The sequence below is a fragment of the Acinetobacter sp. YH12064 genome (genome assembly GCF_013419735.1).
In the GTDB taxonomy this organism is placed as follows: Bacteria; Pseudomonadota; Gammaproteobacteria; order Pseudomonadales; family Moraxellaceae; genus Acinetobacter; species Acinetobacter amyesii.
In genome coordinates, this window is the sequence record NZ_VOZP01000002.1 from 271,969 (window position 1) to 293,406 (window position 21,438).

The window sequence follows — 21,438 nt, forward strand, 5'->3', positions numbered from 1 at the left end:
TTAACATTAGAAGATTACCTTAGAGCTTAAACCAATTAGGAAAGCATCATCAACTCGATTTGTTGAGCCTGGGTTAATCACATATTGTAAACTTGGACGAATCATCAACCATTTCGTAGGGTTATGGCTATAGTTCAACTCGACATTATATTCTGCACTTGCATCAAATTTCTCAGCAGAAAGTCGATCATTGACATGCACACGGTTCATGCCCAAGCCAACCATATCGTTAGGCAAACGATCGGCCAATCCAATGTATTTCAAACCTAGCTGCTGTGAGTTATCAACTTTTGTGGTGACACGATCATGCCAAGTAAAATTGGCAAAGCTATGCAAACCACGTTTGCCTTCACCTGTAGACGTTAACTGTTGCTCAATCGCGACCCAACCACCAAAGGTACGATCTTCTGCTTCGCCCGAAATAATGTCTTTTTGATTTTTGACATTATCTGCGGTGTTGTACATCGCACCAAAGCGGTAGCTCCCCGGTAAGCCATTGACCAATGATTTTGGTGTCCAAACCAATTCTACGGGAATAGTTACGCCATCAGCATGATCTGTATCTAGACTCCAACCTTGACCTTCTGCTTTGGCATTACCATTGTCAGGGTTAAATTCGTAAACACCGACTTGTGCCGCAAGTTCTGGCGTTGCTTGGTATTTCACACGTCCACCCCATTGTGAAACTGGAGTATTCATCCACATAGAACCTTGCCATTTACCCATTTGCGCTGCACAAAATGCGGTGCTGGCAAAGTCACATGCCATCACGTTAAAGTCCATACCTAGACCTAAACGACCTGCTTTTACACTAATGCCTTGTTCTTTGAAATTCTTTTCAATCGAAAGCTCGGTTAAGCGGCTGTCTTGGTTACCACGGCCAAAATTGGCTTGTGCATTTGCCAATTGAGGAACATCTCCTTGCAAATCACGAACTGAGGTACTTTGACCTTGACGAGCAGTCATTACAGCACGCACAGTCACGCCATCCCAACCCGCAAGTTTTTCCATATCAAGCTGTGTACCTAACCACAATTGGCTGGCTACCGTTGCTGAATGTCCCGGATTACGACCGCCATCGGCAAGATAGGCAGCATCAGCAGCAATATTGGCCTCAAACTTCACACCTTGTTGTGCAAGTTCGGTACGTTTACCATCCCAATCCCCGAGCATGTACTGACCTTTAGTGTCGAATGCTTCTGCGGCGTGAACATGTGTCATGGCTGCTGCAACAAATGCAGGTAGAAGAGCTAGACTGTATTTTTTCATGGTAAAACCTAAATCTGGAGAGAGTCTCTAGACAAGCCACAAGGCTTGAAATCTAATGTCACAAAAATTACATAATTTTTCACGTTCTATCTCAGCATTATTTTTATCATTCACCAAACTTTAATTTATTAATAATTGATTTTAAATAAATCTATTGTTATGCAATATTTTTAGTGATTATTTTTCAATATCTTATATATCTATTAATTCAATTGTTTAACTTCTGATCGCTTATTCAAACTCATTATTGTGACTTGTTGGTTTATTATTCTCACAATTAATAATCAATAACCTATTCATACACTCCCTTAGGCCGCGATGAAACTTGCATTATGTAGGGCTAGACCCAATAGTATGCATAACTTGAATGATCCATTGCTTCGACCTTTATGCCTGAATTACCAGAAGTAGAAACCACTAAAACCAGTTTATTGCCATTATTGAATGAAAAGGTTCTCAAAGTTGAGGTTTTTCAGTCGAGCCTGCGTTGGCCTATTCCTGACGACATTCAAAAACTCGTCGGACAAAAGCTGCTTCAGCTCAGCCGTCGATCAAAATATATTTTGGCTGAATTTGAACAGGACAGCATGTTGTGGCATTTGGGCATGTCTGGCAGTTTTCGGATTTGTGAAGGTGATGAAGCATTACGAAAGCATGATCATCTGGTGATTCATTTTGAAGATATGCAATTGCGCTATCACGATCCACGCCGTTTTGGCTGTATTTTATGGTTAGATGCATCGTCTCAAAGCAAACTGATTGACACGCTTGGCCCTGAACCGCTGAGTGATGACTTTAATGCTGAATACTTATTCCAAAAATTTAAAAATAAGCAGACCAGTATCAAAGTATCGATCATGGACAATCATATTGTGGTTGGTGTCGGCAATATCTATGCAACGGAAAGCTTATTTAACTTAGGCATACACCCTGCGCAGCCTGCATCAAGTTTGAGTTTTGAACAAGTTGAAAAAATGGTCATCGAAATCAAACGTATTTTAAAACAGGCAATTGATTTAGGCGGTTCGACGTTACGTGATTACACCAATGCGATGGGCGAAAATGGTTATTTCCAACAAACTCTGCTCGCCTACGGACGTGCCGGTGAAATGTGCATCAACTGTGAAACCATCTTGCACAATATCAAACTAGGGCAACGTGCATCGGTGTTTTGCCCAGAGTGTCAGCCTTTAAAAAAGGTTAAAATGCTGACTAAGAAAACCGTGAAAGGAAATAAAGCATGAAGTCTGCGATTGTTCGCCACATATTAGTCAAAGATAAAGAACTATGTGAGCAACTGAAAAAGAAAATCAAAGGCGGTGCGGACTTTGCCAAAATTGCAAAGCAGCATTCGACATGCCCTTCGGGTAAAAAAGGCGGTGAGCTTGGCGACATTAAAAAAGGCCAACTGGTTGGTCCAATTGATAAGGCGGTATTTACCCTACCCGAACGTGAACTGCATGGTCCGATCAAAAGCCAATTTGGCTGGCATTTATTAGAAATTAAGTTTCGGATGTAACATAGCACCCACATTGAACATGCTATAACGAGTATATCGCGAATATGTGCTTTTCATCTTAAAGCACATAATCCCAGTATTTTTTTCAATCGTTCAGAACATTGGCTGGCGGTTTTCAATCATATAATATAAATCATAGCAACCAGATAACATTGCACTAAATCAATTCTACTTAATAATAAATAAAGGACATTCCATTGGGCTATTACAACTATTTTCGTCTTGGCACTGTCGATACAACAGATTTTACAATCATTCGAGGTGAACGAAAGCATGCACTTATCCAAGCATTATATGATGATCAAGATATGAACCCTCATGGTGAAGTCCAGTTGGCACTAGATTTAGATGGGAATCGTAACGATGAATCAAAATGGTATGATGCGATACAGCAAATTAGCAAATTATCCAAAAATCACCCTTTAGTCTTATTTATATTAGGTCAACAAGCCTGCGCACCCGAATCACCTGAAGAAGCAAATGAAGTATTTACAGGCATTCGAAATGGCATTGTTTTTTCGACATCAGAACCTAAGTTTATGAAAATGACGCCTCAACAAAATTCACAATAAAAAACGGCGCTTTAAGCGCCGTTTTCACTGCTAAAGGATTAACCTTTACGTTTTAATTCATCACGAATTTCACGAAGTAATTCGATATCTTCTGGAGTCGCCTCTGGAGCTGGCTCTTCAACTTTTTGACGGCGCAATTTGTTCATCAATTTCACTAACCAGAATACGACCCATGCCAAAAGCAAGAAGTTGATTAAGATGGTTAGGAAGTTACCGTAAGCCAACACATTAAGGCCTGCATCTTGTGCTGCTTTTAGCGTGGTTAAATTGTTTGGGTTATCGCCCAATACTAAGAACCAATTTGAATAATCAACGTCACCACCAAGGATCCAAGAAATAAAAGGCATGATAATGTCTTTTACCATTGAATCGATGATTTTACCGAAAGCACCACCAATGATGACACCTACAGCCAAGTCCATCACGTTGCCTTTTACCGCAAATTCTCTAAATTCTTGAATAATACTCATGTGATCTCCAGAAATTTTTTCAGCTTTAATTTTGTGACGAAGTATACATTATATCTGTATAACTATTTCCACCTAATTTACTTGGTTTATATTAGATTCTAAATACCATGTATAAAAATTCACACAAAACATTTTTGATTTTGGTAATACATTCTATTAAAAAGGATTTATCAAAATTATACATGTCGAATTAAATGAATAAAGTCATTCAATTTTTGCATTTTTATTCAAAACACCCATGCATAAAAAAACCGCTAACCTAAGTCAGCGGTTTTTTTGAAACTGTAAAATTAACCGTTACGGTTACGTTTACGTTCGTTTTCAGTCAACCAGCGTTTACGGATACGGATTGACTTAGGTGTTACTTCAACTAATTCGTCGTCTTCAATGAATTCAAGCGCTTGTTCAAGCGTAAATTCAATGTGCGGAACAAGAGTCAACGCATCATCAGTACCAGAAGCACGTACGTTAGTTAGCTGTTTCGCTTTAGTTGGGTTAACAGTCATGTCGTCTGAACGTGAGTTAATACCAACGATCATACCTTCATAAACTTCTAACTGAGGTTTAGCGAATAGACGGCCACGGTCTTGTAAGCTGAATAGTGCATAGCCCAAGCAAGTACCTTGAACCATAGAAATCAACACACCGTTTTGACGTTTCGCAACAGTACCTTGTTTCATAGGACCGTAGTGCGAGAAGCTTGAAGTCATGATACCTGTACCTGAAGTCATAGTTAAGAATTCAGAACGGAAACCAATCAAACCACGTGAAGGAACTGTTGCTTCAATACGGATACGGCCTTTACCGTCAACTTCCATATTGGTCATTTCACCTTTACGGTGACCCATTTGTTCCATTACAGCGCCTTGATGCTGCTCTTCAACGTCAAACGTTACGTTTTCGTATGGCTCTTGTTTTTCACCATCAATTTCTTTGATGATTACTTGTGGACGTGATACGCCCATTTCGAAGCCTTCACGACGCATGTTTTCAATAAGAACTGAAAGGTGAAGCTCACCACGACCAGATACTTTGAAACGGTCAGGACTGTCAGTATCTTCAACACGTAATGCTACGTTGTGAATCAATTCGCGATCTAGACGTTCACGGATATTACGTGAAGTTACGAATTTACCTTCTTTACCAGCAAACGGTGAGTTGTTTACTTGGAAAGTCATCGATACTGTAGGTTCGTCTACAGAAAGTGCAGGTAAAGCTTCAACTGCTTTTGGATCACAGATTGTGTCAGAGATATGAAGTTCATCAATACCCGTTACACAAACGATGTCACCAGCAGAAGCTGATTCAACATCGATACGCTCTAAACCATGGTAACCCATGATTTTTAAGATACGACCGTTACGTGTTTTACCGTCTTTGTCGATTACAGTTACAGGAGTGTTTAATTTCACTGAACCACGTTGAATACGACCAACACCGATAACACCTACGAAGCTGTTATAGTCAAGTGAAGACACTTGCATTTGGAATGGACCGTCAACGTCAACCGCTGGTGGTTCAACGATGTCTACAATTGTTTCGAACAATGGAGTCATGTCTTCAGCAAGTTCTTCTGGAGATGGACCAGCCACACCACGAAGGCCTGAAGCATATACAACTGGGAAGTCTAACTGTTCGTCAGAACCACCAAGGTTGTCGAACAAATCGAATACTTGGTCAATTACCCAGTCTGGACGAGCGTTTGGCTTGTCGACTTTGTTAATAATTACGATTGGTTTCAAACCACGTGCGAACGCTTTTTGCGTTACGAAACGAGTTTGTGGCATTGGGCCTTCTTGAGAATCAACAAGAAGAAGTACGCAGTCAACCATTGACATTACACGTTCTACTTCACCACCGAAGTCGGCGTGTCCCGGGGTATCCACGATATTGATACGGTATTCAGTGTTAGTACGCTTGTCTAACCATTTGATTGCAGTGTTTTTTGCAAGAATGGTAATACCACGTTCACTTTCAATAGCGCCAGAATCCATTACACGTTCGATCTCGCCTGCGCGATCGCCAAGAGCACCTGATTGCTGTAAAAGTTTGTCTACAAGAGTAGTTTTACCATGGTCGACGTGCGCGATGATGGCAATGTTACGGAGAGTTTTAATATCTGACATGTGAATTCGATACGCCTAAAGTTTGAGGGCAAATTATACAGAAAAAATATAGATTTTAGTAGTGACAGTTTATTGACAATCGCATTTTTTTTGACGACTGGTACGCTTTTGGTTTTGTAAAGCTGTGTAAACAGATTAGAATAGCGCCACCTAGCCTTAATTTTCAGTGCCGCATGTCTGATTTAAACCAATCTCCCGAAGCAAAAGATCAACTCGATTTAGTCTATGGATTGAATGATCGACCAAAACCTTTTATTGCTTTTCTCGCTGCGTTCCAACATTTATTAGCCATTATTGTCCCAATTGTGACGCCGGGTCTGCTGATCTGTTTAGCACTTGGTGTGTCAAAAGAAGACACCAATATGATTCTGTCGATGTCATTGGTGATCTCTGGTATCGCAACTTTTTTACAATGTAAAAAAGTCGGCCCATTTGGTGCAGGTCTCCTGATTGTACAAGGAACCAGCTTTAACTTTATTGGTCCTATTATCGGTATTGGTTCTGCGATGGTTGCGGCAGGCACACCTGTAGAAGCAGTCATGGCATCTATCTTTGGTGTGGTGATCGCGGGTTCATTCATTGAAATGGGTGTGTCACGTATCTTACCGTGGGTGAAAAAACTGATTACCCCATTGGTAACAGGTATTGTGGTGCTATTGATTGGTCTGACTTTAATTAAAGAAGGCCTGATCAGCATGGGTGGTGGTTATCAAGCTATGGGCGATAAAACATTTGCCAATGCAGACAACCTCATCATGTCATGTACCGTTTTGGCACTGATCATTTTATTGAACCGTGTGCGTATTACATGGGTAAAAAGTTCTGCCATCCTAATTGCCTTAGTCGTGGGTTACATCCTTGCAGGCTTTATGGGTCATTTAAACTTTGATGGCTTAAAAGATGCGCCACTGGTTCAAATTCCAACACCGATGCACTTTGGCTTAAGCTTCTCTTGGAGCTTGTTTATTCCAATGGCATTTATCTACCTTGTGACATCTTTGGAAGCGATTGGCGATATTACCGCGACTTCTAAGCTTTCAAATCAAGCTGTAGATGGCCCTGAATGGATGAAGCGTATTAAAGGTGGTGTATTGGTGAATGGTGCAAACTCATTCCTTGCCGGTATCTTTAACACGTTCCCAAGTTCTGTTTTCGCGCAAAACAACGGTGTCATTCAGTTAACAGGTGTTGCAAGCCGCTATGTAGGCATTTGGATTGCTGCCCTATTGGTTATTTTAGGCTTACTTCCTGCTGTAGCAGGTGTCATTCAAGCAGTTCCACAAGCCGTGCTTGGTGGTGCTGTGATGGTGATGTTTGGTGCCGTGGCTGCCTCGGGTATTAATATCTTGTCAGGCATTCATTTAGACCGCCGCGCACTATTAATCATTGCGATTTCATTGGCATTGGGTCTAGGTGTTGCACAAGTACCACAAATCCTTGAACATCTTCCTGAATTGTTCCGTAATATCTTCAGTTCAGGCGTTGCCACTGGTGGTATCGCTGCCCTTATTTTGAATATTGTTCTTCCTGAAGTGAAGAAGTAAGTTCATTTGTCAAAGAACACTGCCTAGGTTCCGCCCTAGGCAGTGTTTTTTATGATGGAGAAATCTATGGATCTCACAAGTGAAGTCGTTATACGACAGATCGATTTATTACAAGATCGCGTGCTTTTCGTAAATGCACCGACAGATGACTTACTCAGTCAATTGAATGACAATATTAAGCCATCGATTTGGTGCTGGAATTTTAATGATTTTCAGTACTTTCAAAATCAACAGTCAAACGTCCATTTTGGTGTCGATTTTCCTGAAGGTCAGTTTGATCAAGCGGTTATTTTTGTTCCTAAATCAAAAGAACTGCTGAATTATTTATTACACAATGTGGCAAGTCACCTTGCTCAAGGTGCGTCTATTTTCCTCGTGGGTGAGAAAAAAGGCGGTGTTGAACGCGCAGCAAAACAATTACAACCCTTTGGTAAAACCCTAAAAATTGATAGTGCGCGTCACTGTCAAATGTGGCAAACCCTCTTAGAAAAAACTGTAACACTCAAGCCACTACAAGATTGGGTGCAAAAATATCCAGTTGAGACTCCAAATGGTGAGCTTACGATTTGCGCACTGCCGGGCGTATTTAGCCAGAACCGTTTAGATGTGGGTACGGCTACCTTATTGCCTTATTTATCACAAGTCACTTCGGGCAAAATTGCTGATTTCGGCTGTGGTGCGGGTGTCATCAGTGCTTATTTAGCCAAACTGAATCCTAAAAATCGTATCTTTGCCATGGATGTAGATGCTTTTGCACTGGCTTCTACACAAATGACATTTGAACAAAATTTGCTTGAACCTGAACAACTTGAGATTAAAGCGGTCACAGGAATCGAGGATGCACCACTATTTTTACATGCCGTAGTCAGCAATCCACCCTTCCATCAAGGGATTCAAACCGACTACAATGCCAGTGAAAATCTATGCAAAACTTCGCGCAGACATTTGAAGTCTGGGGGCGAGCTTTGGATTGTAGCCAACCGATTCCTCAATTATCCGACTTTAATTGAGCAGCATTATGGTCAATGTACAATCAAAGCCGACCAACAAGGATTTAAAGTCTTGTTTGCGAGCACGCAAAAAAATCTTAAGGAACAATGATGAGCGAAACTCAAAAACCAGCTCAACTTCAGCGTAAGTTGGGTGCTCGCCATCTCAACATGATTGCAATTGGTGGATCAATTGGTACAGGTTTATTTCTAGCCTCTGGAGCAACCATTGCCAATGCAGGCCCGGGTGGCGCCCTGCTTGCATACTGCTTAATTGGTATCATGATTTACTTCTTGATGACCAGTCTAGGTGAGCTTGCAACACATAACCCAACTTCGGGTGCATTCTTTACCTACGGCACAAAATATGTCGAGGGTGGTTTCGGCTTCGCTTTGGGTTGGAACTATTGGTACAACTGGGCGATTACCGTGGCATTTGAATTGGTTGCAGTCCAATTCATTATGAAATTCTGGTTTCCAGATATTCCTGGCTTTTACTGGAGTGCGATTTTCCTCGCAATCGTCTTTGCCATTAATGCACTGACCGTAAAAGGCTTCGGTGAATCTGAATTCTTTTTCTCGCTTGTTAAAGTGCTCGCAATTGTTGCCTTTATCATTATCGGCCTGTTTATGATTGGCAAAATCATGCTGACACCGGGCGTAGAAACATTTGCCAACTGGACCAAGGGTGAAGCCCCATTTGTCGGCGGTTTATCTGCCTTGATTGGTGTGGCCATGATTGCCGGTTTCTCTTTCCAAGGGACTGAAATGGTTGGTGTGGCTGCAGGTGAATCGAAAGATCCTGAAAAGACCATTCCTATTGCCATCAAGCAAATTTTCTGGCGTATCTTGTTGTTTTATATCGTGTGTATTTTCATTATCGGCACTCTTATCGCCTATGATGACCCACGTTTATTACAAGCAGCATCTACTGAAAATATTGCACTATCACCATTTACCTTACTGTATGAAAAAGCAGGTTTTGCTTTTGCTGCATCGGTGATGAATGCGGTGATCTTGACTGCGATTTTATCAGCGGGTAACTCTGGTATGTACTCCTCTACTCGTATGCTCTTTGATATGGCACGTAAAGGCAGTGCGCCGAAAGTCTTTGGTCGCTTAGATGCACGTGGCGTACCAATGAATGCGCTTTATGCAACAACGGCGATTGCGGCACTGTGCTTCTTAACCACATTTATCGGTGAACAAGCGGTCTTTAACTGGTTACTGAACATGTCAGGTATGTGTGGCTTTATTGTGTGGCTCGGTATTGCAGTTTCACATTATCGCTTCCGTAAAGGCTACTTGGCTCAAGGCAATAAATTAGAAGATCTTGCTTACCGTGCAAAATTCTTCCCATTTGCACCGTGGTTTGCCTTTATTTTGTGTGCCATCGTGGTCCTTGGTCAGAACTATCAAGCCGTTTTAGATGGTGAGTGGTTAGCCGTTGTTTCTACCTATATTGGTATTTTCTTATTCCTTGCCATTTGGTTCGGTTATAAGTGGAAACACAAAACTAAGTTGGTTTCATATCAAGAAATGGATGTAAAACCGATGAAAGTTGATCAAGAATAATGTGATCACTGAATAAAAAAAGCAGCTCCTAAGCTGCTTTTTTTATGGCTAAAATTGTATCTCAATACATTCACGCTTTAACAAAATATTTCGTGAGTGATGTTGAGGAATGATGTCTGATCTATCATCAACAACTGATAGGCTGACGCAATCATGTTAAGCAGCAAAATAAAAACGCCCAATGCAATGCATCAGGCGTTTGTTCAAAAGTAACTACGTTTTCAGGTTTGATTTTCAATACTTAAGAAGCATTATGCTGTTGTACAAAGGCAATAAACTCGTCTTCGCTCATCACAGGTACACCCAGCTTTTCAGCCTTTTCTAATTTAGAACCTGCCTTTTCACCTGCAACTACACATTTGGTTTTACCCGAAACACTACCACTGACACGTGCGCCTAAGGCTTGAAGCATTTGCGTCGCTTCATCACGCCCCATGGTACTCAATGTTCCAGTAATCACCCAACTCTCGCCATTCAGCGGCTGACGACTTGGTGCAACAGGTGCATCCCAATGAATCCCAGCTGCCAACAAACGATCAACCACTTCGAGGTTATGCGGCGCTTGGAAAAAGTCGACAATCCATTCAGCGGTAATATCACCAACGTCTGGCGTTTTTTTCAAGGATTCGAGATCTGCATGACGAATCGCATCAAAGGTTTGGAAGGTATTGGCGAGCATGCGTGCCGTGGTTTCACCCACGCCTCGAATGCCAAGTGCATAAATAAATGCGCCTAGTGTCGTTTTCTTACTATTTTCAATAGAATCGATGAGGTTTTGAACCGACTTCTCGCCCATTTTTTCAATAGTCAGTAATTTTTCACGATGCGCATGCAAGCTATAAATATCAGCAACATCTTTGAGCAGATCCAAATGTAAAAGTGATTCCGCCCAACGGTCGCCTAAGCCCTCAATGTCCATAGCTTTACGCGATACAAAGTGACGAATCGCCTCAATGCGCTGTGCAGCACAGTACAATCCACCTGAACAACGTGCCAAGGCTTCACCTTCTGGCATCACCACTGGAGATGAGCAGACTGGGCAATATGCAGGTAACTGAACTTCTACCGTATCTACAGGACGGAATTCAGGCCATACTTTTTCCACTTTTGGAATCACATCGCCACTACGGTAGACACTGACTGTATCACCCACACGGACATCTAAACGGTGAATTTCACCAATATTATGTAGAGTGACATTGGAAACCTTTACGCCACCGACTGCAACAGGATTTAAACGTGCGACTGGAGTTAAAGTCCCTGTACGCCCCACTTGCCAATCAATATTTTCAACCGTCGTGAGCGCTGCAACTGCAGGGAATTTATATGCCGTTGCCCAGCGCGGTTCACGACTTAAAAAGCCCAGTGTTTGCTGTTGCTTCAGGCTGTTTACCTTAATCACCATGCCATCAATTTCAACACTCAGGCTTGGTCGATCAATGATCATTTGCTCATACGCAGCTTGTACGTCCTGAATGCTGTCACATATAAAGTGACGTTCACCGACAGCAAAACCAAACTGTGTCAGCCATTCTAAGCTAGCAGACATGGTGGTTTGACCATGATGTGGTTCGCACTGTGCAATGCCATAAGCATAAAAAGCCAAGGGACGCGAAGTCGCAATTGCAGGATCGAGTTGACGTAAGCTTCCTGCTGCTGCATTTCGTGGATTGGCAAAGGTTTTTTCACCTTTGGCTTCGTTTTCAGCATTAAGCTTTTCAAAGCCTGATTTTGGCATCAGAACTTCACCACGGACTTCAAGCAGACTTGGAATTTCAGTCTGTGTAGAGGTCAGTACTTTAGGTAAATTACGAATGGTTTTTACATTTTGGGTAATGTCTTCCCCAGTTTCACCATCACCCCGTGTCACACCACGGACTAAAATGCCATTTTCATACCAGAGAGAAATGGCCAGTCCATCAAATTTTAATTCGACATCATATTCAATTTTTTGATTCGGTAAGCGCTCTTCTACGCGGCGTGCAAAGGCAAATAAATCTTCTGCATTAAACACATTACCTAATGACAACATGGGTACTGCATGGGTTACAGATTCAAACTTAGACAAGGCCTTTCCACCCACTTTTGTAGTTGGTGTATCAGGTTGTACTAAATCAGGGTATTGCTCTTCTAAAGCTTTTAATTGGTGAAAAAGTTGATCATATTCACTGTCCTCAATTTCTGGCGTGTCCATGACATAGTAGGCATGGTTATGCTTCGCCAAGAGTTGAATCAGTTGTCGCATCTGTGCAACGACAGTGGATTGTTGTGTCATACATTCACCATAAAAAAGGGCGGTTCATGCTCCGCCCTCAAATTTCATTATCTGTTGCTATTATAGAAACCCACTCGGTGAGTTTCAATCAAAGAGGCTTAGACTTCGATAGCTTGACCTTGACGATAATCAATCGCTTGATGACGCCAATGTTCACGCATCTGCGGTGTAAATTCTTGGTTATTTTGATCATACACAGTACCGTCAATTTCACGGGCAATTAGACGTGAAATGCTATCCATGGTATCAAAGGCATTTTGTACATCGCTGTGTGGCAGCGCTAAGAAGAAAGCCAAACCTTTTACTTCTTCAGTCGATAAAGTTTCAAGATCAAAACCTTGCGCAGCGCCATCATTATTCATTTGCAATACAGAGAATAATAACTTTGTACCTTCTTCATCATAGCGATGGAAACAGGCCATTTCGCCAAAACGCAGGCCGTATTTGAGTAAAACTTTTAATGCTTTTTCACCCGACAAGGCACGGCTATCTGGGAACACATTTAAGGCGATATAAGTTTCCGCAGTTGCTAAAGCACTTTCTTCATCGACAATTTTTTGTTCATGTAAATGAGCATCCAAAATACTGCTTTCTTCATCAAAATCGCTAATTTCAGCTTTTTCAATTGCGCTATTTACACTAAATTCTGGCGCTTTTTCTGCAGGGACAACTTCAGCCTGAACATCCGTCGCGGGAGTCGTTGTTTCATTGGCTAAATCTGCTACAGATTTATCTGTCGTAGATTCAGTGGCTTCTGTAGACAAGGTACTGTCTTCTGTCGCAGTTTGAGCGTTTTCAACTGAAATAGGATCCGTCGTAGTCGTCTCAGTCTTTGCTGTCGTCTCAGCGCTCTGCTCAGCTGCCGTTGCTTCTTGCGTTACATTCGCTTGAACAGTTTCAGTCGCTTCAACCGCTGTGACTTTTTCCTCAGCCAAAGTCGGCTCAACACGTTGCGTGGTTTCAGATGTATTTAACTGATTTCGTACATGGCGCGGAATAACAGGTTGCTGACTATCAGGATCAATATGTAATTCGGTGTCAAGTGATGGCGCTGCATCTGCAGGTTTACGAAACATCATTCGAATACCCACAACCATGATAATTACAGCGATTACAATCCCAGCTATAGTGGTGATTTCCATGTTATGCCTCCGCAGCTAAACCGTATTCTTTGGCTTGCTCTATATTCACAGTCACTAATTTTGAAGTTCCTGGTTCTGGCATGGTCACACCAAGTAAGTCAGTTGCCATTGTCATAGCCAGTTTATTGTGTGTAATGTAGATAAATTGCACTTGTTCTGAAAGCTCTTTTACAAGATTACAAAATCTTCCTACATTTGCTTCGTCTAAAGGTGCATCGACTTCGTCTAAAACGCAAAATGGTGCAGGATTTAGGCGGAAAATCGCAAAAACCAAAGCCAATGCGGTCAGTGCCTTTTCACCACCTGACAATAATGCCAAAGAGCTGTTTCGTTTACCCGGTGGTCGTGCCATCAGTTTTACACCCGATTGCCAACCATCTTCAAGACTTAAACTTGCTTCACCACCATTAAATACTTTCGGAAACAACGCTTGAAGTTCAGCATTAACCTTATCAAAAGTGGTCATAAACAGCTTTCGAGTTTCCTGATCAATGCTTTTCATCGCAGCTTGCAGTTGTTCAACGGTCTTTTGCAAGTCATCAATTTGGTGGCTTAAATCATCAAAGCGTTTAGAAACTTCAGTATATTCTTCTGCCGCAGCCAAGTTGACTGCACCCAATTTATCAAACTGCTGCTGTGCTTTTTCTAGTTTTTGCTGATGGGATACCACATCAATGCTTAAACCTGTCAGCATTTCGCTGTTCATTTCTTTCAGCTGTTCAGAATAATGCTGCAAATCAGACTGCGCGGATTGCCAAGCCAAACGCTTTTCTTCCAATTGCGTACGCAATTTTTCATCTTGCTGTTGATGTGAATGGCGTTGTTCCGTCAATGTCTGTTGTTTGCTCTGAACATTATTGAGTTCAAGCTGCCAGTCATTCCAGGTTTTTTGTAAACGTTCAGTGACTTGAGCCTGTTCAGAATACTGTGACTCAAGCGCAGGCAATTCTAACTGTACTGGATCGACAAATTTCTTCGCCTGTTCCATCTGTCCAATAATTTGCTGAGTTTGCGCTTTTAAAAAGACCGTGTCTTTTTCTAATAATTCAATCTGTTGTTTCGTCTGTATAGACTGACGACGCACGATTTCCAATTCTTGCTGACTGTGTAATGCCACTTGCTGAGCACTTTCCAGCGCTAGACTCAATTCCTCAACTTGGAATTGCAAGGTCTTATAATTGGGCAAAGCTTGCTCAAGCTTCATCGTCAGCGCATGCAAATCAATTTCCAAATCGTCTTTTTGCATGGCATCTTCTTCAAGCTGTGCTTCAAGTTGCTGTAATTGATCTTCTAACTGCTGCTTTTGTAATGCAAAAGCCTGATTGGAACTTTGTACCTTCGCAATGGCAACATCAGCATTTTGAATGTCTTTTTGCCAATTTTTTAATTGGCTATGTTGCTGTTGCAGATTTTGCTGTAAAGCTTGTACGGCATTTTGCAACTCAGGCAATTGGCCTTCTAGTTGCGTTAGCTTTGGCTGCTGCTCTGCAAGTAATTCAGTCAATTCATCTAAGCGAATACGGTGGCTCAATGCACCTTGCCCTGCTTGGCTGTCCTCATCATAATCTAGACCAATCACCCAATCTGCACCGACATGATAACCATCGAGCGTGAGTATTGACTGACCTGCGGCCAGTTTAGCCTGATGGCTCAATGCCACTGTCAATGTTTCAGCAATCGCGACCTGCTGCCAGATCGAAAGTTGAGGGGCTTCAATCCACGTCGCCAAAGCGTCTAATCCAACGATTTGTACTGCGGTGTGGTGATTGCCTTTGACCTGACGTGCAATACTGTCTTGAAAATTATCACTGTGTCCCAAGACTTGGGCACTCAGCCATCTAGACAAAAATTTTTCGACCAGTTGTGCATGCTGTTTACCTTGTGTGCTCAACTGCAACTGCTGCATTAAATGTTGACGCTGGCTTTGCTGCTTTGGACTGGCTTTAATCATCAATTGATTTAGGTTTTTTTGCTCTGACAACAACACCTGTATTTCTGACTTTAGCTGCAGCACCATATTTTTATGCTGTGCCTGCTGTTCTTGTGCAGCTGCAAGCTGTGTCTGCGTTTCGGCAATCACCTGCTCTTGTTGCACAATTTGTTGTTCGAGCTGTTGCTTATTTTGCTGATACTGCTCCAACTCATCTTGCTGCGCCTGATGCTGAATTTGACCTCGTTGCTGTTGCAGAGTCTCACGTTGTTGCTCAATACGACCAATATTTTTGGTCAATTGTTCACTCTGCGCCAACATCTGTAGCTTTTGCTGTTGCTGCTTTTCGACTTGCCCACGGCATTGTTCAAATTGTTGAACCGCTTGTTGATGCTGAGCTTTCAAATCGGCTAACTGCTGGGTCTGTTCCTGACTACTGCTTTCTTGACGCTGTAATTGTTCAACAAATCCATCTTGTTGTTCTTGCAGCGTTTCCAGTTGTAACTCTAATAACTGTAAACGTTCTTTGGTTTGAGCTTTTTGCTTCTCAAGCTCCACCAAACTTGCCGAATTTTGTGCAAATAAACCCTGCTTTTGCTCCAGCGTCATTTTCAACTCAGACAGTTTCTTTTCCGCCTGTTGCCATTCACTTTGTAAAGGAGTGGACTGTTGAATAAGCCGTTGAAATAAAGCACTGGTGGAAGATAAGTCATGTTCTAAGGTATTCAGCTCAGAACGAACCAGTTTGAAGGTTTCCCCGAGCTCATTCATCTGAAGCGTGTATTCTTGCTGTAAACGTTTACTTTGCTCACATTGGAAAGACAGCACTTCGATCTTAATAGTACGAATTTGGGTTTCTAATTCTTTATATTGCACCGCCGTTTCAGACTGACGCTTTAAGGTTTTCAACTGAGACTTCAGTTCTGATGCAATGTCTTCGAGACGTTCTAAATTTTGAGTGGTGTGTTCTAGATGCTGTAAAGTTTCACGACGACGAGCTTGATAGCGAGAAACCCCAGCTGCTTCTTCAATATACACACGCATTTCTTCAGGTTTGGCATCGACCAAACGGTTGATCATGCCCTGTTCAATAATCGCATACGAACGTGGACCTAAACCGGTACCTAAGAAAATATCGGTAATATCACGACGGCGGCATTTGGTGCCGTTGAGGAAATATTCGGATTTACCATCACGATTGACCTGACGACGAACTGCTAGTTCAGTATAGGCATTATAAGCGCCACCTAGCTTGCCATAGGTATTATCAAAACGCAGTTCAACACTCGCCATCCCGACTGGTTTACGCTTTGCCGTTCCGGTAAAAATAACATCTTGCATGGTGCCACCACGCAATTGACGGGCACTGGACTCCCCCATAACCCAGCGAATGGCATCAATCACATTGGATTTACCACAGCCGTTCGGTCCAACAACCGCACTACGGTTGCCTTCAAATTTTAGAGTTGTGCTATCGGCAAAAGATTTGAAGCCGGAAAGTTTTAAACTGCTTAAACGCATAATGTCCTGATCAGCGGCGTGAACGTCTCGCCCACGCTAATTCGATTTGTTTCATCCGTGTTAGTGATTCCAACACAAGGTTGCGTAAGTGTCGACAAAAATCTTCCATAAATAAAGTGGCTTGATGTGATTTTCTGATTAAAACTGCATCAGTCACCAATTTAAACAAATCAAAAGATTCTTGCAGTTCACGTCGTGAAATATTCAGTGTCAGAAAATAACTACGTCTGAGTGATGGCAACAATTCTTGGTAATAACGCATCAGGTAGGTATTTCCCACCATTTCATGCTGACGAGCCATGCCCTGAAAAATCAGATCATAAAACTTTTCAGTATTGCCTTGGCGAGTTTCCACGTCTAATTGTTCAAGTAATAACTGAATACGCTCAGCTTCATGGCTGCGCCACGTTTCCGCCATACGATGCACAATTTGACCCAACAATAATGCTGCAATATCAAATAATGAGCGCACTTGTAAAGCCGACATTTCAGAGACTAAGGCGCCACGGCGTGGGTAGATTTCAATGAGCTGGGTCCGTTCTAAAATCAATAAAGCTTCACGAACAGAGCCACGGCTCACATCCAATTCGGCCGCAATTCTGAGTTCCTGAATACGCTCGCCTTCGACCAACTCACCGCGAATGATTTGTTCACCGATGTGTTTGGCAATTTGTTCTGACAAACTGTCCGCTTCTTGTTGTTGCATACTGTTCCTATCTTTTTTTTATAAGATGCAATGTTCAGATTTACACTCAATCTATTTGCATTAGAAACGATAAGCAACCTAATTGAACATGACATTGTCTGACAATCTTGTGTCAACAAAGCCAATTTTTTCAGTCAAAACGGACAATCATGCGCCAAAGGCTTGCACACCTTGGTAAATAAAATAGCAGCCGACTGTTGTTAATAAACATGCAAAACAACGCTTTAGCATAAATGGCGACAACATATGAGCCACTTTCGCACCCAATTTCGCAGTGATAAAGCTCATTACACTAATCCCGATAAATGCATAAATATGGATATAACCAATGGTATTGGGAACCACGATATCGGCTTGATGACCAAACCACATAAAGCCGAAGGCCCCAGCAATCGCAATTGGTAAACCACATGCAGCAGATGTCGCGACTGCTTTTTGCATAATGACGCCGTTTTTATTCAAATACGGGACGGTTAAGCTACCACCACCAATACCGAAGATCGCAGAAGCAATCCCAATGCCGCCGCCTGCTGCCATTTGCATGGCTTGTGAGGGTAAATGTTTATTCGGATCGACAGGTGTTGCTGCACCTCGAAACATTTTAAAGGCTACCCAGACCGCAAAAAAGCCGATTAACAGTTGCAAACCCTGCCCTGAGAGATAATCAGCAATGCCTGCACCGAGAAATGAACCGATCACCAAACCCGGTGCCAAATTCCGAAAGACATTCCACAGCACAGCACCTTTTTTATGATGCGCCGAAACCGAACTGAGTGAGGTCACAATAATCGTGGCCAAAGACGTGCCTACCGCCATGTGCATAATCACACTGGGGTCATACTGAAGTTGGGTAAAAACGATGAATAAAATCGGCACAATAATCAGACCACCGCCCACACCAAATAGCCCCGCAGCAAAACCAGCGATTGCACCAATCAGTAAATATATGATTAACTCCATCAATATTATTCCACAACTCTCAGATTCAAATGGATTTAGAGACCAGACACTTACAGCAATTGCTGAGCACAGTACCTCAACCGCCTGAAGTTTTATTACTGAAGCCCATTACTACATCGACCAATGACGATGTCCGTGAGATTGCCAAAAAAGGCATTCAACATGTTTTGGTATGCAGTGAAGAGCAAACTCAGGGGCGTGGGCAACGCGATCATCAATGGGTCTCACCCGTTGGTAATATCTATTTAAGCACATTGCTGAATTTACAGACAGCGATAGATGGACGGCTTGCACTCGAAATTGCCTTAAATATCTTGCAAATGCCAAGTTTGCAAAATCTCGCATTACAAGTGAAATGGCCCAATGACCTATATAGCCCACAAGGCAAATGGGGCGGGATTTTGATTGAACCAATTTCGCCACATCAAGCGATTGTCGGCGTGGGCATGAACTTATTTCCGATTCCATCCACAGGAATTGAGCAACGCGCAACGTCGTTATATGAACTCGGACTTCCCTCGCCAAACCGTTTACAGTTAATCGCTGAACTCTATGCAGCGATTCAACTTGCAGGTGAATGGTTCGATCATAACTGCTATAACCTCGCTGCAAGATTCAACCATTATGCTGCATTTATGCAACAGCCTGTTGAGCTTGAACACCTACAAGGCAAAAGCCAAGGTCTCTTTCTCGGTATTGAAAATGATGGTTCGATCAACATCCAAACTTCGCAGCGCTTAGAAAATCATTTCCAAGGTCGCTTACGTTTAGCAGATCAATCATAAACAGGATTGCAAAGGCCTACTGATGAAAAAATTATGGCTCGATGTCGGTAATACTCGGCTGAAATACTGGATTACTGAACACGATCAAATCATAGAACATGCTGCGGAACTGCATTTACAGTCGCCTGCCGAACTCCTACTCGGTTTAATCCAGCACTTTAAAAGTTTGGACTTAGATCAGGTCGGGATTTCCTCGGTACTCGACAAGAAAAATAATGATCGGATTCAAAAAATTCTTAAATTTTTAGCCGTTCCTGTCACCATTGCCAAAGTTCATGCCGAATATGCGGGCTTGCGCTGTGCCTACGAAGATACCAGTAAATTCGGGATCGACCGTTGGCTGCAAATGCTGGCTGTGGTCAAAGACCCTACACAAAAATACTGTGTGATTAGCTGTGGAACAGCACTCACCATTGACTTAACGGATGGATTACAACATTTAGGTGGCTATATTTTGCCAAATTTATATTTGCAACGTGATTCGCTCATCCAAAACACCAAAGGCATTAAAATTCCAGATGCCATCTTTGACGAGCTGTCTCCTGGTAAAAATACCATCGACGCTGTTCATCATGGCATATTGCTCAGTTTGGTCAGCACCATTGAAAAGGTGCTTGATAAATATCCCAGTCGCTTAATTTTAACTGGGGGCGATGCTGCGCTATTTGCCAAATACCTGCAGCGCTTTACGCCTGAAGTCCATAATGATCTGCTTTTAAAAGGCCTGCAAAGCTATATTGGCCAACAACCGTAGATTAAGCCCGGATCAAATACGGCTCCACAGCATCCCAGACTTCGGGCAATTCGGTACAGCCTTCAGAGTCAATAAAATGCCCCTGATGACGCGCTTCAATCACCTGTGCATCTAGGCTTTTTGCCTGAGCCAAGCTGAATTCGGGTTGCACTCGCTCATCGCCTTTTGAATAGATCACTACCCGATGCTCAACCTGCTGTTTTAGCAAGTCAAAATCTATTTTAGCTGCATCAATAAAAGGATTCACCTGCTCTAGACGTCCCAAGCGGCCATTAAAACCGGCCGCAAGCACAAGAGCTTTTATGTTCTGATGCTGCAGTTTTTGCGACAGATAATGCAGTGCAGCGATACACCCCAAACTATGGGCAATTAATATAGAGTTTTCATTTAATGCGTCAATCTGCGCATCCATTTGCTTCATCCACACATTTAAGACGGGTGTTTCGGATGGATCAAGCCGAAGCACCTTGAGGCTGACGCCCGCTTTTTTTGCCTTTTGCGCGATCCACGGAAACCAATTCTCTTCAGGGCTCGCGGTATAGCCATGCACCACAATTACTTGCGCCATTTCATACTCCATTCCTCTTTTTGAATTCAGTCTGAAATAAAAATTAGAGATTGAGGGTAAACAATTGTGAATTTTTGCAAAACTTGACTATTTGCTAGAACACTTTCATGAGCTGATTCAAAATATCCAGCAATTCTGGAAACATTATGAAGCCATAAAAGTCCTGTATTTTCCCTTCAGTGTTCTACCTTTGGATCACTATTGATAACTTCAGCGTGAACGGTGGCGGAACAAAAGGATCATTGCTGGACAGCATGCGCACGGCCAATAGCAAATGCTGATGCAGCATATGACGGTTCAATTTGCATTTTAAAATAAAGCTGCCTAATTCAGAAAAAAATTAAAGGAATACACAAATCCAGAAATAAAAATGTCCGCTTAAATCTTGCCTTACCGCTGGCTGAAATGTGCTGTCAAATAATGCAGCACTGTCAGACAGCCTAAACTGTGCGCAATAACAATTTTATTTTCATCGAGCTTAGGCATTTGCAGGGAAATAAACATCTAACAATGGTCAAGATCTGGTTGTACTGCATTTGCCATGTCAATGCGCCAAGAATAATGTCCTACCCCTTGCTGCTTTTGTCTCAATAAGGAAACTAATACTCATTAGGGGAAGCCTGATGAGCATGAATCAGATAGATGTTTTGGCTTTCTGGCGTATGCGGTGTATTCATGATTTGATTCTTATTTTAGGTGATTATTTTTGGTGAAACCTTCAATTTGCAGTTAG

At 42.3% G+C, this 21,438-nt stretch carries 18 protein-coding genes; 8 read left to right on the forward strand and 10 right to left on the reverse strand.

Annotated elements, in window-relative coordinates; translation table 11 throughout:
- Positions 1 to 6: 6 nt before the first annotated feature.
- The gene (locus tag FTU13_RS02950) at positions 7 to 1,269 is read right to left on the reverse strand and encodes a carbohydrate porin (protein WP_180126121.1); all 1,263 of its coding nucleotides are present in this window, start codon (positions 1,267 to 1,269) and stop codon (positions 7 to 9) included.
- Positions 1,270 to 1,658: 389 nt separating this feature from the next.
- On the opposite strand from FTU13_RS02950, the gene mutM reads away from it, so the two are divergent.
- The 3 genes from mutM to FTU13_RS02965 all read left to right on the forward strand — a co-directional run bounded on the left by mutM (position 1,659) and on the right by FTU13_RS02965 (position 3,360).
- Positions 1,659 to 2,513: a bifunctional DNA-formamidopyrimidine glycosylase/DNA-(apurinic or apyrimidinic site) lyase gene (mutM, locus tag FTU13_RS02955; RefSeq protein ID WP_111884801.1), complete on the forward strand. Its 855-nt coding sequence runs from the start codon at positions 1,659 to 1,661 to the stop codon at positions 2,511 to 2,513.
- Entirely contained in the window at positions 2,510 to 2,788 is a 279-nt protein-coding gene (locus FTU13_RS02960; protein ID WP_078192338.1) for a peptidylprolyl isomerase, read from the forward strand. The genes mutM and FTU13_RS02960 overlap by 4 nt, the downstream gene beginning before the upstream one ends.
- Positions 2,789 to 2,985: 197 nt before the next feature.
- Positions 2,986 to 3,360 carry a hypothetical protein gene (locus FTU13_RS02965; RefSeq protein ID WP_005007840.1) on the forward strand — a complete coding sequence of 125 codons (375 nt, stop codon included), beginning with the start codon at positions 2,986 to 2,988 and terminating at the stop codon, positions 3,358 to 3,360.
- A 38-nt stretch (positions 3,361 to 3,398) separates the two neighbouring features.
- Here FTU13_RS02965 and mscL read toward each other — a convergent pair whose 3' ends face one another.
- Together mscL and typA are read right to left on the reverse strand one after the other, a co-directional pair.
- Entirely contained in the window at positions 3,399 to 3,830 is a 432-nt protein-coding gene (gene mscL / locus FTU13_RS02970) for a large conductance mechanosensitive channel protein MscL (RefSeq protein ID WP_078192339.1), read from the reverse strand.
- A gap of 290 nt (positions 3,831 to 4,120) precedes the next feature.
- Entirely contained in the window at positions 4,121 to 5,956 is a 1,836-nt protein-coding gene (gene typA, locus FTU13_RS02975) for a translational GTPase TypA (RefSeq protein WP_111884800.1), read from the reverse strand.
- Positions 5,957 to 6,129: 173 nt separating this feature from the next.
- On the opposite strand from typA, the gene FTU13_RS02980 reads away from it, so the two are divergent.
- The 3 genes from FTU13_RS02980 (at position 6,130) to FTU13_RS02990 (ending at position 10,064) form a co-directional block, all read left to right on the forward strand.
- Entirely contained in the window at positions 6,130 to 7,500 is a 1,371-nt protein-coding gene (locus tag FTU13_RS02980) for a uracil-xanthine permease family protein (protein ID WP_078191151.1), read from the forward strand.
- A 66-nt stretch (positions 7,501 to 7,566) separates the two neighbouring features.
- The gene (locus tag FTU13_RS02985) at positions 7,567 to 8,601 is read left to right on the forward strand and encodes a methyltransferase (protein ID WP_180055569.1); all 1,035 of its coding nucleotides are present in this window, start codon (positions 7,567 to 7,569) and stop codon (positions 8,599 to 8,601) included.
- Positions 8,601 to 10,064, forward strand: coding sequence for an amino acid permease (locus tag FTU13_RS02990; RefSeq protein ID WP_180021403.1), 1,464 nt, complete (start codon positions 8,601 to 8,603; stop codon positions 10,062 to 10,064). Before FTU13_RS02985 ends, FTU13_RS02990 begins: the two co-directional genes overlap by 1 nt.
- Positions 10,065 to 10,305: 241 nt before the next feature.
- Here FTU13_RS02990 and ligA read toward each other — a convergent pair whose 3' ends face one another.
- From ligA to FTU13_RS03015, 5 genes are all read right to left on the reverse strand, one after another.
- A complete protein-coding gene (ligA, locus tag FTU13_RS02995; RefSeq protein ID WP_180126119.1) occupies positions 10,306 to 12,339 on the reverse strand; it encodes an NAD-dependent DNA ligase LigA in 2,034 nt (677 codons plus the stop codon).
- 98 nt (positions 12,340 to 12,437) lie between these two features.
- Positions 12,438 to 13,481: a cell division protein ZipA C-terminal FtsZ-binding domain-containing protein gene (locus FTU13_RS03000; RefSeq protein WP_180126117.1), complete on the reverse strand. Its 1,044-nt coding sequence runs from the start codon at positions 13,479 to 13,481 to the stop codon at positions 12,438 to 12,440.
- 1 nt (position 13,482) lies between these two features.
- Entirely contained in the window at positions 13,483 to 16,932 is a 3,450-nt protein-coding gene (gene smc / locus FTU13_RS03005) for a chromosome segregation protein SMC (protein ID WP_180126115.1), read from the reverse strand.
- 10 nt (positions 16,933 to 16,942) lie between these two features.
- Positions 16,943 to 17,638, reverse strand: coding sequence for a GntR family transcriptional regulator (locus FTU13_RS03010; protein WP_078191157.1), 696 nt, complete (start codon positions 17,636 to 17,638; stop codon positions 16,943 to 16,945).
- Between the two features lie 147 nt (positions 17,639 to 17,785).
- A complete protein-coding gene (locus FTU13_RS03015; protein WP_180126113.1) occupies positions 17,786 to 18,598 on the reverse strand; it encodes a sulfite exporter TauE/SafE family protein in 813 nt (270 codons plus the stop codon).
- Positions 18,599 to 18,627: 29 nt separating this feature from the next.
- Between FTU13_RS03015 and FTU13_RS03020 the strand changes: the two genes are divergently transcribed.
- Positions 18,628 to 19,383 (forward strand): biotin--[acetyl-CoA-carboxylase] ligase, encoded by a 756-nt coding sequence (locus tag FTU13_RS03020; RefSeq protein WP_180126111.1) that lies wholly within the window; start codon positions 18,628 to 18,630, stop codon positions 19,381 to 19,383.
- 22 nt (positions 19,384 to 19,405) lie between these two features.
- Entirely contained in the window at positions 19,406 to 20,137 is a 732-nt protein-coding gene (locus FTU13_RS03025; RefSeq protein WP_111884792.1) for a type III pantothenate kinase, read from the forward strand.
- 1 nt (position 20,138) lies between these two features.
- Here FTU13_RS03025 and FTU13_RS03030 read toward each other — a convergent pair whose 3' ends face one another.
- Positions 20,139 to 20,705: an alpha/beta hydrolase gene (locus FTU13_RS03030; protein ID WP_111884791.1), complete on the reverse strand. Its 567-nt coding sequence runs from the start codon at positions 20,703 to 20,705 to the stop codon at positions 20,139 to 20,141.
- 390 nt (positions 20,706 to 21,095) lie between these two features.
- Positions 21,096 to 21,209, reverse strand: coding sequence for an alpha/beta hydrolase (locus tag FTU13_RS17605; protein WP_180126109.1), 114 nt, complete (start codon positions 21,207 to 21,209; stop codon positions 21,096 to 21,098).
- Between the last annotated feature and the right edge of the window lie 229 nt (positions 21,210 to 21,438).

Coding starts and splice junctions, on each gene's coding strand:
- FTU13_RS02985 (WP_180055569.1), top strand. CDS start 7,567: ATGGATCTCACAAGTGAAGTCGTTATACGACAGATCGATTTATTACAA.
- FTU13_RS02950 (WP_180126121.1), bottom strand. CDS start 1,269: ATGAAAAAATACAGTCTAGCTCTTCTACCTGCATTTGTTGCAGCAGCC.
- FTU13_RS17605 (WP_180126109.1), bottom strand. CDS start 21,209: ATGTTTATTTCCCTGCAAATGCCTAAGCTCGATGAAAATAAAATTGTT.
- FTU13_RS02960 (WP_078192338.1), top strand. CDS start 2,510: ATGAAGTCTGCGATTGTTCGCCACATATTAGTCAAAGATAAAGAACTA.
- FTU13_RS03000 (WP_180126117.1), bottom strand. CDS start 13,481: ATGGAAATCACCACTATAGCTGGGATTGTAATCGCTGTAATTATCATG.
- typA (WP_111884800.1), bottom strand. CDS start 5,956: ATGTCAGATATTAAAACTCTCCGTAACATTGCCATCATCGCGCACGTC.
- FTU13_RS03020 (WP_180126111.1), top strand. CDS start 18,628: ATGGATTTAGAGACCAGACACTTACAGCAATTGCTGAGCACAGTACCT.
- FTU13_RS02980 (WP_078191151.1), top strand. CDS start 6,130: ATGTCTGATTTAAACCAATCTCCCGAAGCAAAAGATCAACTCGATTTA.
- smc (WP_180126115.1), bottom strand. CDS start 16,932: ATGCGTTTAAGCAGTTTAAAACTTTCCGGCTTCAAATCTTTTGCCGAT.
- FTU13_RS03030 (WP_111884791.1), bottom strand. CDS start 20,705: ATGGCGCAAGTAATTGTGGTGCATGGCTATACCGCGAGCCCTGAAGAG.
- FTU13_RS03015 (WP_180126113.1), bottom strand. CDS start 18,598: ATGGAGTTAATCATATATTTACTGATTGGTGCAATCGCTGGTTTTGCT.
- ligA (WP_180126119.1), bottom strand. CDS start 12,339: ATGACACAACAATCCACTGTCGTTGCACAGATGCGACAACTGATTCAA.
- FTU13_RS03010 (WP_078191157.1), bottom strand. CDS start 17,638: ATGCAACAACAAGAAGCGGACAGTTTGTCAGAACAAATTGCCAAACAC.
- FTU13_RS03025 (WP_111884792.1), top strand. CDS start 19,406: ATGAAAAAATTATGGCTCGATGTCGGTAATACTCGGCTGAAATACTGG.
- mutM (WP_111884801.1), top strand. CDS start 1,659: ATGCCTGAATTACCAGAAGTAGAAACCACTAAAACCAGTTTATTGCCA.
- FTU13_RS02990 (WP_180021403.1), top strand. CDS start 8,601: ATGAGCGAAACTCAAAAACCAGCTCAACTTCAGCGTAAGTTGGGTGCT.
- mscL (WP_078192339.1), bottom strand. CDS start 3,830: ATGAGTATTATTCAAGAATTTAGAGAATTTGCGGTAAAAGGCAACGTG.